Genomic DNA, 15,814 nt, shown 5'->3' on the forward strand with positions numbered 1-15,814 from the left:
TCGAATATCGATACAGGTGAATCTTGAAAGCCACGATCGATCCATTCAGCTGTCTTTGGCAGGCGCAGCATTCGGCACATAGCTTCGCGGTGGCCCTGCCGCCTCGGGCTCATGTGGTGGTGATCGGCGCGGGCTACACCGGCCTCTCCACCGCGCTTCAATTGGCCGAAGCGGGCCGCGACGTGGTGGCGCTCGACGCCATGAGCATCGGTGACGGCGCTTCGGGTCGTAACGGCGGGCAGGTGATTCCTGGCCTCAAGCTCAACCCCGACGAACTCGAACACCGCTTCGGCGAGAAAAAGGGCCGGGTGCTGGCGGATCTGGTGGGCAGCGCAGCCGGTTATGTGTTCGACCTCATCCAGCGGTTGAGCATCGACTGCGATGCCCGCCAGGCCGGCTGGATTCAAGCGGCCCATCACGAAGCGGCGCTGGATGGGCTGCGTGACCGGGCAGGGCAGTGGCGATCCCGGGGCGCAGATGTGCAGATACTCGACAAGGCCCAGACCCGCCAACTGCTGGGCACCTCGATTTATCAGGGTGCGCTGCTCGACCGTCGTGCCGGGCAGTTGCAGCCTTACCAATACGTTCATGGCCTGGCCGCAGCCGTGCGTCAGCGCGGGGTGAGGATTTTCGAGCGTTGTGCGGCGTTGCAACTGCGCCGCAGCGAAGGCGGGTGGACCGTGGTAACGGCGAACGGCGAGGTGCGCGCCGATCAGGTGGTGATCGCCACTAATGCCTATTCTTCCCCCTTGTTGCCTGCGCTGCCGCACACCTACGTCACGCTCTGGAGTTTGCAGGCTGCGACCGCGCCGCTTTCTGACGATCTGTTGGCGCACGTTCTGCCAGGCGGACTGCCGGTGTCCGACACCTTTCGGGTGCTTCGTTATTTTCGGCGCACTCAGGATGGACGCTTCGTCCTCGGCACGCGCGGGGCGTTTCGCGATGCCCTGAACCACGGTGATATCGCCCGGGTGCGCGCCGAAATGCTCGACATTTACCCGATGCTGGAAAACGTGCCGATCACCCATTGCTGGTGCGGTCGCGTGGCAGTGCCGGCGGCCAGCATCCCGATGCTCAGCCAGCCCGAGCCGGGGCTGACCGTCGCCTTGGGGTATTACGGCCGTGGTGTGGCGATGGCGACGCGGATGGGGGCGCTGGTCGCCGATCTGGTTCAGGGCTTGCCCGCCGAAGAAAGCGCCTATCCAGTAACGCCGTTCAAAGCGATGCCCGCCGCGCCTTTGCACCGCAACGTGGCCCGAGTTGCAGCCAACGTCATGCGGTTTCAGGACTTGTTCGAACGCCGAGTCAGGGGAGCCAGACGATGAGCCGCTTACACGCTGAGGCCCGTGCGTCGATGACCGCGCCCGACACCTCGCCGCCGCGCCGCTCCCGCGCCAGGGTGTTCGACGCGTTGCTCAACCTGCCGGGCGGGCTGATCACCTGCACGCTGATTCTGTTCGCGCTGGGTTTGCTGCTGTACATGAGCGTGCGCGTGAACGACGGGCAGATCATCGGCTCGGCGTTCAGCCTCGATAATCTCTGGTCGGCATTGACCGATCCGTTGACCCGTCTGGTCCTGCTGCGCTCCATCGTGCTGTCGGCCATCGTCACGATCGCCACGGTGGTGCTGGCGTTCCCGGTGGCGTATTTCCTGGCATTTCGCGCCGGTCGCTGGCGCCATCTGCTGCTGTTTCTGGTGACGCTGCCGTTCTGGACCAGCTACCTGCTGCGGGTCTTCGCCTGGAAAATCGTGCTGGCCTATAACGGCGTGCTGAACTCGGCGCTGATGCAACTGGGCCTGATCGACGCGCCGCTGAACGGCCTGCTCAATACGCCAGCCACGGTGGTCGTCACCCTGGCCCACGCCTACGCGGCCTTTGCGGTGCTGCCGCTGTACATCTGTTTGCAAGGGCTGCCCAAAAACCTGTTCGAAGCGGCGGCCGACCTCGGCGCCAAACCGTATCAAGGGTTTTTTCGGGTGGTGCTGCCGCTGTCGGTGCCGGGAATTCTCTCGGCAGCGCTGGTGGTGTTCGTGCCCACGGTGGGCGATTACGTGACCCCGGCGCTGGTGGGCGGCCCGAACAGTTCGATGATCGGCACGCTGATTCAAGCCCAGTTCGGCAAGGCCAACGACTGGCCAGCCGGTGCGGCGCTGGCGGTGATCAGCATGATTGCCATCGCCATCGTCGTGGTGGCCGCTCGCTGGATCATCACCCGCTGGAGTACCCGCACATGACCCGCTACCTGTCGCGCAACTGGCTGGTGGCGTACGTCGCGGCCTATCTGGTGTTCCTGTACCTGCCGACGCTGCTGATCCCGGTGTTTTCGTTCAACGACTCCATCGCGCCCGCGTTCCCGCTCAAGGGTTTCACGGTGCAGTGGTATCAGAGCCTGCTGGACGATCCGCGCCTGCGCAACGCCGCACTCAACAGCCTGATCGTGGCGAGTTCAGCGGCGGCCATCGCCACGGCAGCGGGATGCCTGATCGCATACGCCGATTTGCGTCGCAGCTCACCCCTGGCCCGAAGCATTTCATTGCTGGCGCGGTTGCCGATTTTGCTGCCCGGCGTGGTACTGGGGATCGCTTTGTTGGTGGGCGTCAACCTGATCGGGCCGGGACCGTCGCTGGGCGCCATCGTGGTCGGGCACGTGTGTTTCTGCCTGCCGACCACCGTGGTGGTGATGCGCAGTCGTTTTGCGGCGTTTCCCCGCAGCCTCGAAGACGCGGCGATGGACCTCGGCGCCGATGAGTGGATCACCTTCCGCCGCGTGGCCTTGCCGCTGGCGATGCCGGGGCTGGTGTCGGCGTTCATGCTGGCGTTCATCACATCGTTCGACGAGTTCATCGTTGCGTTCTTTCTGGTCGGCACCGAACCCACGTTGCCGATTTACATCTGGAGTCAACTGCGTTTTCCCAAGCAACTGCCGAGCGTGATGGCGCTCGGTACGGTGATCCTCGTGGTCTCCGTGATCCTTGCCGCGATTGCCGAACATCTGCGTCGTCGCGGCACCCGTTCCTCTGCCAATTCCATAACGAAATAGCTCGGAGGTCTCATGAAAATCCGCATGACTGAATCACGCTCCTGGGTAATGGGGCTCGGCGCTTTCGCCCTCGGTGTCACGCTGTTGCAGCAAGGGGCGCAGGCGGCCGACAGCGGCAAGTTGACGTATTTCACCTGGTCCGGCTACGAGTTGCCTCAGTTCCACGGCGACTTCGAAAAAGCCCACGCCGGGCAGGTCGACATCTCGGTGTTCGGCGATGACGACGACGCGCTGTCGAAGGCCCGTGCGGGGTTTCATCCGGACCTGGCGCACCCGTGCTACGACAAGCTGGATCGTTGGAAACAGGCCGGGTTGATTCAGCCCCTCGATCCAAAGCGGCTGAAGAATTGGGACCAGATCTTTCCGGTCTTGCAAAAGCTGCCGGGCATCGTCGATGCGGACGGCAAGGTGTGGATGGTGCCGTGGGACTGGGGCAATACGTCGATCCTGTACCGCACGGACCTGGTCAAGAACCCGGAGCCGACCTGGAAAATGTTCTTCGACCCGAACTCGCCGTACGCCGGGAAGATGGCGACCATCGACGCCGTGCATGACACGCCGCTGGTGGCTGCGGTGGTCGCCGGGGTCGATCCGTTCAAGAAGATGGACGAGGGCCAGTTGGAGAAGGTCGGCGCGATGTTGCGTCAGCAACGGCCATTGATGTCCTCGTACACCACCGACATGACCTCGGTCGAGCAGAGTCTGGCCAGCGGTGAACTGGTGGCCGCCATGGCCTGGAACGCCTCGGCCACGGCGCTGAAGAAACAGAACGTGCCGGTGGCGTTCATGAAGCCCAAGGAAGGCATGCTGACTTGGGTCTGCGGCATGGTGATGCTCAAGGACGCCAAGCATGTCGACTTGGCCTATGACTTCATCAACGCGCGCATGAACCCGGATTCCGGCGCGAGTTTGATCAATGAATACGGCTATGGCAGCGCCAGCCAGGCGGCCTTCAAGAAAGTCCCGGCGGCCAAGCTCGAAGAACTGTCGTTGCCCAACGATCCCGAAACCATGCTGCGCGACACCGTGCTGACCAAGCCGATTCCGAGCAATGATGAATTGGCGAAGTTGTTCGAGCGGGTGAAGGCGGGCGGGTGAGTCGCTTTGGGTTTTGGCCAGTTGCGGGGTGTCGAGCGCTTTTGATGCTGGCCGCAGGCCGCAGGAGTGCCGGGGTGGCGCTCCACCTTGCCTGCGATCTGCCGAGCAGCGGCAGCAAAACCGGTGAACGCGGTCCGTCAGACGCCCCGCGTCAATCAGTTTCAACCGTATCCAACAGAGGATTTCGCCCGTGACAGACACCAGCGTGGTCAGCCTCCGAGGCGTCAGCAAGCGGTACACCGAGAGCATTCTCAGTGTCGATAACATCGATCTGGACATTGCCAGCGGTGAGTTCATCAGCCTGTTGGGGCCGTCGGGGTGTGGCAAGACCACGACGCTGCGCCTGATTGCCGGGTTCGAGGGGCCGACGTCCGGGCAGATTTTCATCGACGGGCGCGACCTCACCGACGCGCCCCCGTTCGGTCGTCCGGTCAACACGGTCTTTCAGGATTACGCCCTGTTCCCGCACCTCAACGTCAGCGACAACGTCGGGTTCGGCCTCAGCCTGGCCGGGGTCGGAGGAGCCGAGGCGCGCACGCGGATTCGCGAGATGCTGGATCTGGTCGGCCTGGCCGACAAAGCCAAGGCGCGGGTCCAGGACCTGTCCGGCGGCCAGCAACAGCGCATCGCCATGGCTCGGGCGCTGGTCTGCCGGCCTAGGGTGTTGCTGCTCGACGAACCGCTGTCCGCCCTCGACGCCCACCTGCGGCAGCACATGCAAGTCGAACTCAAACGCCTGCAATCGCAACTCGGCACGACCTTCGTGATGGTCACCCACGACCAGACCGAAGCCCTGTCGATTTCCGACCGCATCGCCGTCATGCGCAACGGCCGGATCGAGCAAGTCGCAGGCCCCGCCGAACTCTACGACCAGCCCGCGACCACCTTCGTCGCCGGGTTCATCGGCGCGAGCAACTTGCTGCCCGGCGAGGTGACCGGTGCTGACAGCAACCTGTTCCGAGTCAAGGTCGGCGCGCTGCAGATGATGGCCCGCAGCGACCAACCGTTGCGCACCGGGGATCAGGTGACGATCTCCCTGCGCCCCGAAGACCTGCGGCTGGAAACCGGCCCGATCAGTGCCGACCCTGCCAAGACCCAGGCCACCGTGGTGCAGACCCTGTTCCACGGCCGCTCGCTCCGAATTCAGGTGCGGGTGCCGGGTGTCGATGCCCTGACCCTTGATCTGCCCCGCGACGGCAACGCCCAGCACAACCAAACCTTGCGCCCTGGCGACGGCGTTTATCTCAGCGTCGCGCCGGGCGTCGCCCGCGCGTTCCCCACACCCCCAATCTGACCCTCAAGCCAGACAGGAGACCTTTATGACGACCCTCTACCAAACCCTGTCCCAACGCAGCGCCGCCGATTGGCAGCAGCGGCTTGGGCAGTTCAACTACCGCATCAGCAACTTCATCGACGGCGAATACCGCGACGCCCTCAGCGGCGAGACCTTCGAAGTCGTCAACCCGGCCACCGGCAAGGTCCACGGCCACGCGCCGCGCAGCAACGCCCAGGATGTCGATGTGGCGGTGAAGTCCGCTCGTCGCGCCTTCAAATCCGGCAGTTGGTCGCGCCTGACGCCCCGTGATCGCATGGCGGTGCTTTACCGGTTCGTGGCGTTGATCGAAGAGCAGGCCGAAGCCTTCGCCATGCTCGACGTGCTGGACATGGGCAAGCCGATCACCGACATGCTCGAAGTGGACGTGCCGTACTCGGCGCTGTCCTTTCAGTTCTTCGCCGAGACCATCGACAAGCTCGAAGGCTCGGTCACCAGCACCACGCCTGAAGCCTTGCACTACATCCTGCGCCAGCCGCTGGGCGTGGTCGGCCTGATTGTGCCGTGGAACTACCCGCTGTTGATGGCCGCGTGGAAGCTGGCCCCGGCACTGTCGATGGGCAACTCGGTGGTGCTCAAACCGGCTGAACAGTCGCCGTCGAGCGCGGTATTGCTGGCGGACCTGTTCATTCAGGCGGGTGGGCCGCCGGGGGTGTTCAACGTCGTTCAGGGCTTTGGTCGCGAAGCGGGCGAGGCGCTGGCGCTGCACATGAACGTGGACAAGATCGGCTTTACCGGTTCGGTGGAGGTGGGCAAGAAAATGTTCATCTACGCCGGGCAATCCAACATGAAGCGCGTGACCACCGAGTGCGGCGGCAAAAGCCCGCAGATCATTCTGGCGGACGTCGGTGATCTGGACCGCGCCGTGAGTTACGCGGTGAACGGCATCTATGCGAATCAGGGTGAAGTCTGCAACGCCGGTTCGCGGCTGTTGGTGCAGGACAGTCTCTATGACGATTTCATCGAGCGTTTCACCGCCGTGGCACAGGGACGCTATTTGCCGGGCAATCCGTTCGACCCGGCCACGCGCATGGGGTCGATGGTGTCGTTCCAACAACAGAAAAGAGTGTTGGGCTATATCGACAAGGCCAATGCCGAGGGTGGGCGGCTGGTGTTTGGCGGCGGTGTGCCTCAAGGCCTGGAGCACGGCGCGTTCGTCAGCCCGACGCTGTACGCCGATATCGCCCCGGAGATGACGCTCGCTCGCGAAGAGGTCTTCGGACCGGTGGCCGCGGCGATTCGCATCAAGGACCTGGGGCACGCGCTGGACATTGCCAATGACTCGATCTACGGCCTCGCCGCCTCGGTGTGGACGCAGAACATCGACAAAGCGCTGACCTTCGCCCGGGACGTAGAAGCGGGCATCGTGTGGGTCAACTGCTTCGACCACGGCGACATGACCCAGCCGTGGGGCGGCTTCAAACAGTCGGGCAATGGCCGGGACCGCTGCCTGGAAGCGCTGACCCAGTATTCCCAGACGAAATCGGTGTGGGTGCACCTGGGCGGTTGACGCCCCGGACACGTCGGGTACAGTCGCGGTCTTTTGGATGCCCGCGCTGTATCAGCGTGAGTACGGCCCTTTTTTGAACGACACGCCATGATTCGCGAGCGCTCATGAACCAAGATTCCCTGCCTGAAGAAAAACGGCCCGCTGACAAGGTCGCCCCCGAGGATTCACCGCTCTTCGCCAGCACCCTGGCCCGCGGGCTTGAGGTGATCATGGCGTTCCGCGCGGGCAATCCGAGCATGAACCTGCCGGAAATCGCCGCCGCCACCGGCATCACTAAAAGCGCGGCGCAGCGGTTTGCTTTCACCCTGGAAGCCCTTGGCTATTTGCGCAAGGACCCGCAAAGCAAACGCTATCAACTCACACCCCGGGCGCTGTCCCTGGGGTTTGGCTATTTGCAGACCGACAGCCTGATCGACCGGGCGTCGCCGTACCTCCACCAGCTCAACCGCGAATGCCACGAAAGCTGCAACCTGTCCGAGCCGGATGGCCATGAGATGGTCTTTGTGGCGCGTTTCCCCAGTCACAATCAGGTGATGATTCCGATGCCGCTCGGCCTGAGCCTGCCGATGTACTGCACGGCGTCGGGCCGGGCGTATCTGTCGCGCCTCGAACCCCAGGCCTGCGCCGACCTGCTCAGGGCAATGCCACGCCCGGCGCAGACCCACGCCACCATCACCGACCTGGAAACCCTACAGGACAAGATCGCCGAAGCCCGGTCCGAAGGATTCAGCAGCATTGAGGGCGAGTATTTTCTCGGCGACATCAGCCTTGCAGCACCCATCGTCGATGCCGGGGGGATGCCGTTGGGCGCGATCAACATTTCGGTCCCGGCCAGCCGCTGGGGCCACGAAGACGCCCGCAAGGCCTTTGGTCCTGCGTTGATCCACACCGCTCATGCGATTTCCAGCGCAGGGTGGAGTCAGCGGGCGGGTGGGTTTCGGTAGCGACGGGCGCCGACGCCTGACTCCTACAATAGAGCGTGGGTATCCACAACAAATCGTGAGATCCACCCATCCCGACACGACGCAGGCTCTGTGGGAGACGCCGGAGGTTACGACGGCAGCGATGGCGGTCTGGCGGATGATTCATCATTGACTGATCCACTGCTTCGTCCGGCGGGCTGGGAGTGAATGGGTTTGCGCCGTTTCCTCGTTGACCTTCCCCTAACCACTGCGTAGCCTTGCGCACTTGAGGTTCGCTGCTCTGCTTGAGTCGGACGCGGCGCTAAGAAGGGAATGTGGTGCAAGCCACAGCTGCCCCCGCAACTGTAAACGGTCATGTTCATTGCACAGCCACTGCGCGAGCGGGAAGGCGCGATGAATGCGTCTGATCTGGCAAAACTGCCAGCCATTCGCCGCCGTGAGCCAGGAGACCTGCCTCAAACACGGGCCTGTTTTTCAGACAGCCCGACGCATTCTCAACACAACCGGGCGGGGTGATCCGGTGGCGAATCGAACGGCGGGCCTGTCTTCTGCGACGGCAATGCGGTTCTCGTCCTGTTTGCCCGCCGCTGCGCCTGAGGGCAACCATGAAAACACTGGCCAAACTACCCGTCACCATCGTCACCGGCTTTCTCGGCTCGGGCAAAACCACGCTGCTGCGCCACATGCTCGACAACGCCGAAGGCCGTCGCATTGCGGTGATCGTCAACGAATTCGGCGAGCTGGGCATCGACGGTGAAATCCTCAAGCAATGCACCATCGGTTGCACCGAAGAAGAAGCCAACGGCCGCGTCTACGAACTGGCCAACGGCTGCCTGTGCTGCACCGTTCAGGAAGAATTCTTCCCGGTGATGCAGGAACTGGTTGCCCGTCGCGGCGATCTGGACCACATCCTCATCGAAACCTCCGGCCTGGCGCTGCCAAAGCCGCTGGTCCAGGCTTTCCAGTGGCCGGAAATCCGCAACGCCTGCACCGTTGACGCCGTGATCACCGTGGTCGACAGCCCGGCCGTGATCGCCGGCACCTTCGCCGCCTTCCCGGATCAGGTCGATGCCCAGCGCAAACTCGACCCGAACCTGGACCACGAATCGCCGCTGCACGAACTGTTCGCCGACCAACTGGCCAGCGCTGACCTTGTCATCCTTAATAAGGCCGACATGCTCGACGCTGCAGCCTTGGCCGCCGTGCGCGCCGAAGTCGCCGAAGAACTGCCGCCTGCGGTGAAAGTCATCGAAGCCAGTAACGGCCAGCTGCCGATCAGCGTGCTGTTGGGTCTGGGTGCCGAGTCCGAGCTGCACATCGATGGCCGCAAGACCCACCACGATCATCATGACGGCGATGACCACGACGACCACGATCACGACGCTTTCGATTCGATTTCCATCTCGCTGCCCCAGGCCGACGAAGCGCTGTTGCTCGACGCGCTGACCCAGGCCGTCGTGCAGCACGGCATCCTGCGTGTCAAAGGCTTCGCGGCAATCCCCGGCAAGCCGATGCGCCTGCTGGTGCAAGGCGTCGGCACCCGTTTCGACAAACACTTCGACCGCGCGTGGAAAGCCGATGAAGCGCGCGTCAGCCACTTCGTGCTGATCGGTCAGGAACTGGACGCTGCCGTGCTGGAAGCCCAGTTGCGCGCTGCGCTTGAGATCAAAGGCTAACCATGCACCTGCTGCGCACCCAGCCCGGCGGCTTCGTCCCCGACGACAGCATCGCTGACCTCGGCCAGACCGCCGCCGATCTGGTGATCCTGTGCAGCGGTGACTCCCATCTGGCGTTGCTCGCGGAGACCGCGCAGCAACTGCCGGACGATTACCCCAGCCTGCGCCTGGCCAACCCCATGCAGGTGCAGAACCACGCCTCGGTCGACCTTTACGTCGAAGAGGTGTTGCAGCACGCCAAGGTCATTCTGATCTCATTGCACGGCGGCATCGGCTACTGGCGCTACGGTGTCGAGCGGCTGGTGGAGCTGGCCTCTCGAAAGCGCGGCGGGGTGAAGCTGATTCTGGTGCCCGGCGATGACCGTCCCGACCCGGAACTCAGCGACCTCAGCACCGAACCTGCCGAGGACCGCGACCGGCTTTGGCACTACCTGCGCCAAGGCGGAAAACACAACGCCTTGCAGCTGTTCAATTGCCTGGCCAATCGTTGGCTGGACCGCGATTACCCCTGGGACGAGCCGCAGACACTGCCCCGCGTGGCGATCTATCACCCGCGCAAGGCCAGCGCCGACCTCGCTGACTGGCAAGCCGACTGGCAGATCGATCAACCGGTGGCGGCGGTGCTGTTCTATCGCTCGCACTTGCAGGCGGCCAACACCGGGTTCATCGATGTGTTCTGTGAGCGGCTGTTGGCCCAGGGCCTTAACCCGCTGCCCATTGCGGTGGCCAGCCTGAAGGAACCGGCGTGCCTCAGCGCTGTGCAGGACTGGCTCGACGAGACCGATTGCGAGGTCATCCTCAACACCACCGGTTTCGCCCAATCCAGTCCGGAGGCGCCGCACTTGCGACCGTTTCGTCGCAACATCCCGGTGATTCAGGCGATCTGCGCCCAAGACAACGAACCCGCGTGGCGAGCCAGCGAACAGGGCCTCGGCGCTCGGGATCTGGCCATGCACATCGCGCTGCCAGAACTGGACGGGCGCATCATCAGTCGGCCCATCAGCTTCAAGGACCTGGCCTGGCACAGCGAGCGCAGTCAGTCCGATGTGGTCTGCTACCGCGCCCAGCCTGAGCGCATGGATTTCGTCGCCGAACTGGCGCGACGCTGGGTGTTGCTGGCGCGCACCGCCAACGCCGACAAGCGCGTGGCGCTGATTCTGGCCAACTACCCGACCCGCGACGGGCGCATCGGCAATGGCGTCGGACTCGACACTCCGGCAGCAGCGCTGAACATCCTCAAGGCCCTGCAAGACGAGGGCTATCCCGTCGAAGGCTTGCCGCAATCGGGCACCGCGCTGATTCATGCCTTGCTGGGCGGCGTCACCAACGACCCGGACAGTCTCGATCAGCGCCCTTGCCACCAGAGCATGGCAATGGACGACTACCTGGCGGCCTTTGATGCGCTACCTGAGGCCAATCGCGACGCCGTGATCGAGCGCTGGGGTTCACCGCAGAGCGACCCGATGTGTCGCAACGGCCGAATGATGATCGCCGGGCTGCGTTTCGGCCTGACCTTCGTCGGCATTCAGCCGGCCCGGGGCTACAACGTCGATCACAGCGCGGTTTATCACGATCCGGACCTCGTTCCGCCCCATGGCTACCTGGCCTTCTATTTCTGGCTGCGCAAGGCGTATGGCGCACACGCGGTCATTCACGTCGGCAAACACGGCAATCTGGAATGGCTGCCGGGCAAGGGCGTCGGCCTGTCCGAACAGTGCTGGCCGGACGCGATCCTCGGGCCGATGCCGAACATTTATCCGTTCATCGTCAACGACCCGGGTGAGGGCGCCCAGGCCAAGCGTCGCACGCAGGCCGTCATCATCGATCACCTGATGCCGCCCCTGACCCGCGCCGAAACCTACGGCCCATTGCGCGATCTGGAATTGCTCGCGGACGAGTATTACGAAGCGCAGCTGCTCGATCCGCGCCGCGCCCGTGAGTTGCAAAAGGACATTCTCAGGCTGGTGCGCGAAACCCACATCGACCGGGAACTGGCGCTGAGCGAAGACCTCAACAGCGATGCCGATGCGGCGATCTGGTTGCCCCGGCTGGACACCTACCTGTGCGATCTGAAGGAGTCGCAGATCCGTGACGGGCTGCACGTGTTTGGCGAATCCCCGAGCGGGCGACTGCGTATTGATACCTTGCTGGCGATCCTGCGAGTGCCCCGTGGCGATGGCCGGGGGGCGAACGCCAGTCTGCTGCGGGCCTTGAGCAACGCGCTGGCGCTGGGTTTTGACCCGTTGGACTGCGAGTTGGGTGCGCCGTGGGCGGGGCCGACACCTCAGGTTTTACATGAAGTCAGTGACGATCCGTGGCGCACAGTGGGTGATACACGGGAACGGCTGGAGCTGTATGCAGCGCGTTTAATTGAGCGGATCGCGAGTGGTATCCAAGAGATTAATTCGTTTGAAAACAATGAATTAACCGAAGTTGTTAATGCAATTAGACAGGTCGTGATGCCGCGTCTCGACGGCTGTGGGCCTGCTGAACTTCAAGGCTTGCTGGATGCGCTGAATGGCCGTTTCGTCCCGGCAGGCCCCAGTGGCGCCCCGAGCCGCGGGCGGCTGGACGTGTTGCCGACAGGGCGCAACTTCTTCTCGGTGGACGTGCGCAACCTGCCGACCATGACCGCGTGGCGCATCGGCTTCCAATCTGCAAATCTCTTGCTGGAAAGGCACTTACAAGACAATGGTGACTATTTACGTCAAATGGGCTTGTCGGTCTGGGGCACGGCGACCATGCGCACCGGAGGCGACGACATTGCCCAGGCCCTGGCGCTGATGGGCGTGCGTCCGGTATGGGCGACGGGGAGTCAGCGGGTTGACGATTTCGAGATTTTGCCCCTCAGTTTGCTGGACCGGCCACGGGTGGATGTCACGCTGAGGGTGTCGGGATTCTTCCGCGATGCTTTCGCCAACCTCATTCGCTTGTTTGACGCCGCCGTGCAAGCCGTCGCCGCGCTGGATGAGCCGGACGACATGAACCCGCTAGCCGCCCGTGTTCGTCAGGAACGAGCGCAGTTGGAGCACGAAGGCCTGAGCGCCGAACAGGCCGCCAAACAGGCTGGCTGGCGGATCTTCGGCGCGAAGCCGGGGGCCTATGGCGCAGGGGTGCAGAACGCCATTGATGGCCGTCTGTGGCAGACGCGAGAAGACCTGGCCGAGGTGTACCTGAACTGGGGCGGCTACGCGTACGGCGCCGCCGATGAAGGCACGCCCGCCCGCGAGGACTTCGCTAAACGGCTGAGCCAGGTGCAAGCCGTGGTGCAGAATCAGGACAACCGCGAGCACGACCTGCTCGATTCCAACGACTATTACCAGTTTCAGGGCGGCATGCTCGCGGCGGTGGAAAGCCTCAGCGGCGAGAAAGTCGCGAGCTACCATGGCGACCACAGCCAGCCGGACCTGCCGAAAATCCGCACGTTAAAAGAAGAGCTGAACCGGGTGGTGCGTTCGCGGGCGGCGAACCCGAAATGGATCGAAGGGGTCAAGCGGCACGGCTACAAGGGCGCGTTCGAGATGGCGGCTACCGTGGATTTTTTGTTCGCCTTCGATGCGACCACCGAGCTGATCGACGATCACCAATACGCGCTGCTGGCCGACGCCTACCTGCTCGACGCCTCGACGCGGGACTTCATCCAGCAGCACAACCCCGATGCCTTGCGGGACATGACCGAGCGCATGCTCGAAGCGCAGCAGCGTGGGTTGTGGCAGGAGCCGGGCGAGTACCGCGCGGCGCTGGAAAATCTGTTGCTGGATATAGAAGAAAGCTGAGAGCTGTTTCTGTTTTTCTGATTCTGGCCGAAGGCGCTGAGTGGCGTCCGAAATACCTGCGGTGCTGCGACAATTTGGAAGCCTTTGATTATGGCCGAAGGCCTTGATGGGCGTTGAAGGGCTTGTAGGGTTGCAGCAGATTGATGACTTTTGATTCTGGCCGAAGGCCGTAGGAGCTGGCTTGCCTGCGATCTGCTGCGAAGCAGTAGTAAACCCTGATTGCTCGATGTGCCTGACACATCGGGTGCACCGGATTTGCTGCCGCTTCGCGCCAGATCGCAGGCAAGCCAGCTCCTACGCCTATCGGCAGAAGCAGGATGGCGGCGTTATGGCCCTCCGGCAGAAGCAGCACCGCGGTATTTGTCCGCTCTTTGGGAAAAACGAACCGTGTGAACACTAATTTTGATGCATGAACTGAGCCCTACCATGACCGACACCCCTCATTTCCCCCTGGCCGCCGTCGTGGGCGCCGACGCGCTGAAACTGGCGCTGTGCCTGACCGCCATTGACCCGAAAATCGGCGGGGTGTTGATCGAGGGGCCGCGGGGTATGGCCAAGTCCACCCTGGCCCGTGGGCTCGCTGACCTGTTGGCCAGCGGTCAGTTCGTCACGCTGCCGTTGGGCGCGACCGAGGAGCGGCTGGTGGGCACCCTGGACCTGGACGCGGCGCTGGGGGAAGGGCGGGCGCGTTTTTCGCCGGGGGTCTTGGCCAAGGCTGATGGCGGCGTGCTCTATGTCGATGAAGTCAACCTGTTGCCGGATCACCTGGTCGACCTGCTGCTGGACGTGGCGGCCAGCGGGGTCAACCAGGTGGAGCGCGACGGTATTTCCCATCGTCACCCGGCGCGCTTCGTGCTCATCGGCACGATGAACCCGGAGGAAGGCGAATTGCGCCCGCAGTTGCTCGACCGCTTCGGCCTGAACGTCGCGTTGAGCGGCCAGACCTTGCCCGAGCAGCGTGGCCAGATCATTCGCCGTCGGCTGGACTTCGACGCGGACCCTGAAAGCTTTTGTCAGCAATGGGCGACCCCACAGCAACAGCTGAAAGACCGTTGCGAAACCGCCCGAGGGCTGCTGTCGGGCATCGAACTGGACGATGCCAGCCTCGCTGCCATCACCGAGCGCTGTTTTGCGGCGGGGGTCGATGGCCTGCGGGCGGACCTCGTCTGGCTGCGCGCTGCCCGTGCCCATGCGGCATGGCGGGGCGCTTCGGCCATTACGGACGAAGACATCGATGCCGTGGCCGAATTCGCCTTGCGCCATCGACGTCGTGAGGCTCCGCCACCCCAGTCGCCAGCGGCCTCGCAACCGGACGCGCCCGCGCACGCTCCCCACACGCAAAATGAGCAGGGGGATGGCCAATGGGGTGAACTGCCGGCCCAGACAGTCGCCACCGGTGCTCGCCGAGAAGTGCCCAACTGGCCAAAAAAGCCCTAGGCATTCGTCCTCGCCCTAAGACGGGGGCGGATGCCAGCCCCCGACCGGGTCGACTCAGCGGCGGCAAAAGCGGTGCTGCCCGCTCCGGGACCGAGGGCGCCATTGCCTGGCTGCCGACGCTGTTGAAAGGCCGCCCCCAGCGCCGCGCCGATCTGGTTCGTCAGCCGCGAACCCGGCGTGAGCACGCACTGTGGCTGGTGATTGTCGACGCCTCGGCCTCGACCCGACGCCATCAAGCGTTGAGCGTCGCCAAAGGCGTTCTCGCGCAACTGTTCGATGACGCGTATCGCCAGCGGGCGAGGTTGGCGTTGTTGACCGCCAGCGGTGTGCAGGCGCGCTGGCAGCATCACGGCCTGAAAGCAGGCTCGGCGTTGCAGCCGTGGCTGGAAACGTTGGGGGCGGGGGGTGGGACGCCGTTGTTCGAGGCCATCGAAGAGGCAGGGCAGTGGCTGGGGAAACGCCAGCAACGTCATCCGGGCGAATCGCAACGGGTGCTGATCCTGACAGATGGCCGCGTGAAGGACATTCCGCCTCTCACGGGCTTCCACTGCCCGAGCCTGTTGATCGACATCGAGCGTGGGCCCATCCGGCTCGGAAGGGCCGTCGAACTCGCCCGTCAATTGAACGCCGAATACCGGCATATCGATGCATTGACGGACGCTTGAAGCTGCTTCCTATAAAAAGCAGCTAAAGGACGGCCCGTATAGCGCCGCGTTCGATGATCAGGCGGGCATGGTCCAGGGTTCGAGGCAGTAGCCTTCGTCGCTGATTTCTGCACGGGCCTGTTCGAGAAATTGCGCCAGTTGCTTCGGATCGGAGTAGGCGCTGCTTGGAATCTGTTTGCGGCCAATACGGGTGCTGGTGCGATCGACCACGGTCAGGCTCAACTCGCCGTTACCGTCCTGTGGTGCCCAGGCGACGCAACGGAAAGGTTCGAAGGCGTGACCGGCGATCAAGAGAGCATCGTTAAAGCGCAAAGGGGCGTTCATGGAAAGTCCTCAAAGTGCCCGTATCAGTTC

At 63.6% G+C, this 15,814-nt stretch carries 12 protein-coding genes and 1 riboswitch; of the genes, 11 read left to right on the forward strand and 1 reads right to left on the reverse strand.

Annotated features, from left to right (window positions below):
• Positions 1-23: 23 nt before the first annotated feature.
• The 11 genes from ACIQAL_RS15255 to ACIQAL_RS15305 all read left to right on the forward strand — a co-directional run bounded on the left by ACIQAL_RS15255 (position 24) and on the right by ACIQAL_RS15305 (position 15,460).
• Positions 24-1,325 (forward strand): NAD(P)/FAD-dependent oxidoreductase, encoded by a 1,302-nt coding sequence (locus ACIQAL_RS15255; protein WP_401146735.1) that lies wholly within the window; start codon positions 24-26, stop codon positions 1,323-1,325.
• Positions 1,322-2,236, forward strand: a complete 915-nt coding sequence (locus tag ACIQAL_RS15260; RefSeq protein ID WP_401146738.1) for an ABC transporter permease — start codon at positions 1,322-1,324, stop codon at positions 2,234-2,236. The genes ACIQAL_RS15255 and ACIQAL_RS15260 overlap by 4 nt, the downstream gene beginning before the upstream one ends.
• The gene (locus tag ACIQAL_RS15265) at positions 2,233-3,042 is read left to right on the forward strand and encodes an ABC transporter permease (RefSeq protein WP_401146740.1); all 810 of its coding nucleotides are present in this window, start codon (positions 2,233-2,235) and stop codon (positions 3,040-3,042) included. The genes ACIQAL_RS15260 and ACIQAL_RS15265 overlap by 4 nt, the downstream gene beginning before the upstream one ends.
• A 24-nt stretch (positions 3,043-3,066) precedes the next feature.
• Positions 3,067-4,140, forward strand: coding sequence for a PotD/PotF family extracellular solute-binding protein (locus ACIQAL_RS15270; RefSeq protein ID WP_401146742.1), 1,074 nt, complete (start codon positions 3,067-3,069; stop codon positions 4,138-4,140).
• A 190-nt stretch (positions 4,141-4,330) separates the two neighbouring features.
• Complete coding sequence (locus ACIQAL_RS15275; RefSeq protein ID WP_401146743.1) at positions 4,331-5,434, forward strand: ABC transporter ATP-binding protein; 1,104 nt, start codon at positions 4,331-4,333, stop codon at positions 5,432-5,434.
• A gap of 25 nt (positions 5,435-5,459) precedes the next feature.
• The gene (locus tag ACIQAL_RS15280) at positions 5,460-6,983 is read left to right on the forward strand and encodes an aldehyde dehydrogenase (RefSeq protein ID WP_401146746.1); all 1,524 of its coding nucleotides are present in this window, start codon (positions 5,460-5,462) and stop codon (positions 6,981-6,983) included.
• Between the two features lie 104 nt (positions 6,984-7,087).
• Positions 7,088-7,927, forward strand: a complete 840-nt coding sequence (locus ACIQAL_RS15285) for an IclR family transcriptional regulator (RefSeq protein WP_401146749.1) — start codon at positions 7,088-7,090, stop codon at positions 7,925-7,927.
• Between the two features lie 230 nt (positions 7,928-8,157).
• Positions 8,158-8,379: riboswitch (cobalamin riboswitch) on the forward strand.
• A gap of 132 nt (positions 8,380-8,511) precedes the next feature.
• A complete protein-coding gene (gene cobW, locus ACIQAL_RS15290; RefSeq protein WP_401146752.1) occupies positions 8,512-9,582 on the forward strand; it encodes a cobalamin biosynthesis protein CobW in 1,071 nt (356 codons plus the stop codon).
• 2 nt (positions 9,583-9,584) lie between these two features.
• On the forward strand, positions 9,585-13,358 hold the full coding sequence (cobN, locus tag ACIQAL_RS15295) for a cobaltochelatase subunit CobN (protein WP_401146755.1): 3,774 nt from the start codon (positions 9,585-9,587) through the stop codon (positions 13,356-13,358).
• A 426-nt stretch (positions 13,359-13,784) separates the two neighbouring features.
• Positions 13,785-14,795 carry an ATP-binding protein gene (locus tag ACIQAL_RS15300; protein ID WP_401146758.1) on the forward strand — a complete coding sequence of 337 codons (1,011 nt, stop codon included), beginning with the start codon at positions 13,785-13,787 and terminating at the stop codon, positions 14,793-14,795.
• Positions 14,796-14,797: 2 nt separating this feature from the next.
• Positions 14,798-15,460 (forward strand): VWA domain-containing protein, encoded by a 663-nt coding sequence (locus ACIQAL_RS15305; RefSeq protein WP_401147141.1) that lies wholly within the window; start codon positions 14,798-14,800, stop codon positions 15,458-15,460.
• Between the two features lie 57 nt (positions 15,461-15,517).
• Here ACIQAL_RS15305 and ACIQAL_RS15310 read toward each other — a convergent pair whose 3' ends face one another.
• Positions 15,518-15,784: a hypothetical protein gene (locus tag ACIQAL_RS15310; RefSeq protein ID WP_166598061.1), complete on the reverse strand. Its 267-nt coding sequence runs from the start codon at positions 15,782-15,784 to the stop codon at positions 15,518-15,520.
• Positions 15,785-15,814 lie beyond the last annotated feature (30 nt).

This window comes from Pseudomonas sp. NPDC088368 (genome assembly GCF_044753445.1).
Lineage (GTDB): Bacteria > Pseudomonadota > Gammaproteobacteria > Pseudomonadales > Pseudomonadaceae > Aquipseudomonas > Aquipseudomonas bambusae.

Bases quoted from the DNA above. Each gene is read 5' to 3' on its own strand.
- ACIQAL_RS15260 (WP_401146738.1), top strand. From the start codon at position 1,322: ATGAGCCGCTTACACGCTGAGGCCCGTGCGTCGATGACCGCGCCCGAC.
- ACIQAL_RS15265 (WP_401146740.1), top strand. From the start codon at position 2,233: ATGACCCGCTACCTGTCGCGCAACTGGCTGGTGGCGTACGTCGCGGCC.
- ACIQAL_RS15270 (WP_401146742.1), top strand. From the start codon at position 3,067: ATGACTGAATCACGCTCCTGGGTAATGGGGCTCGGCGCTTTCGCCCTC.
- ACIQAL_RS15280 (WP_401146746.1), top strand. From the start codon at position 5,460: ATGACGACCCTCTACCAAACCCTGTCCCAACGCAGCGCCGCCGATTGG.
- ACIQAL_RS15285 (WP_401146749.1), top strand. From the start codon at position 7,088: ATGAACCAAGATTCCCTGCCTGAAGAAAAACGGCCCGCTGACAAGGTC.
- cobW (WP_401146752.1), top strand. From the start codon at position 8,512: ATGAAAACACTGGCCAAACTACCCGTCACCATCGTCACCGGCTTTCTC.
- cobN (WP_401146755.1), top strand. From the start codon at position 9,585: ATGCACCTGCTGCGCACCCAGCCCGGCGGCTTCGTCCCCGACGACAGC.
- ACIQAL_RS15300 (WP_401146758.1), top strand. From the start codon at position 13,785: ATGACCGACACCCCTCATTTCCCCCTGGCCGCCGTCGTGGGCGCCGAC.
- ACIQAL_RS15310 (WP_166598061.1), bottom strand. From the start codon at position 15,784: ATGAACGCCCCTTTGCGCTTTAACGATGCTCTCTTGATCGCCGGTCAC.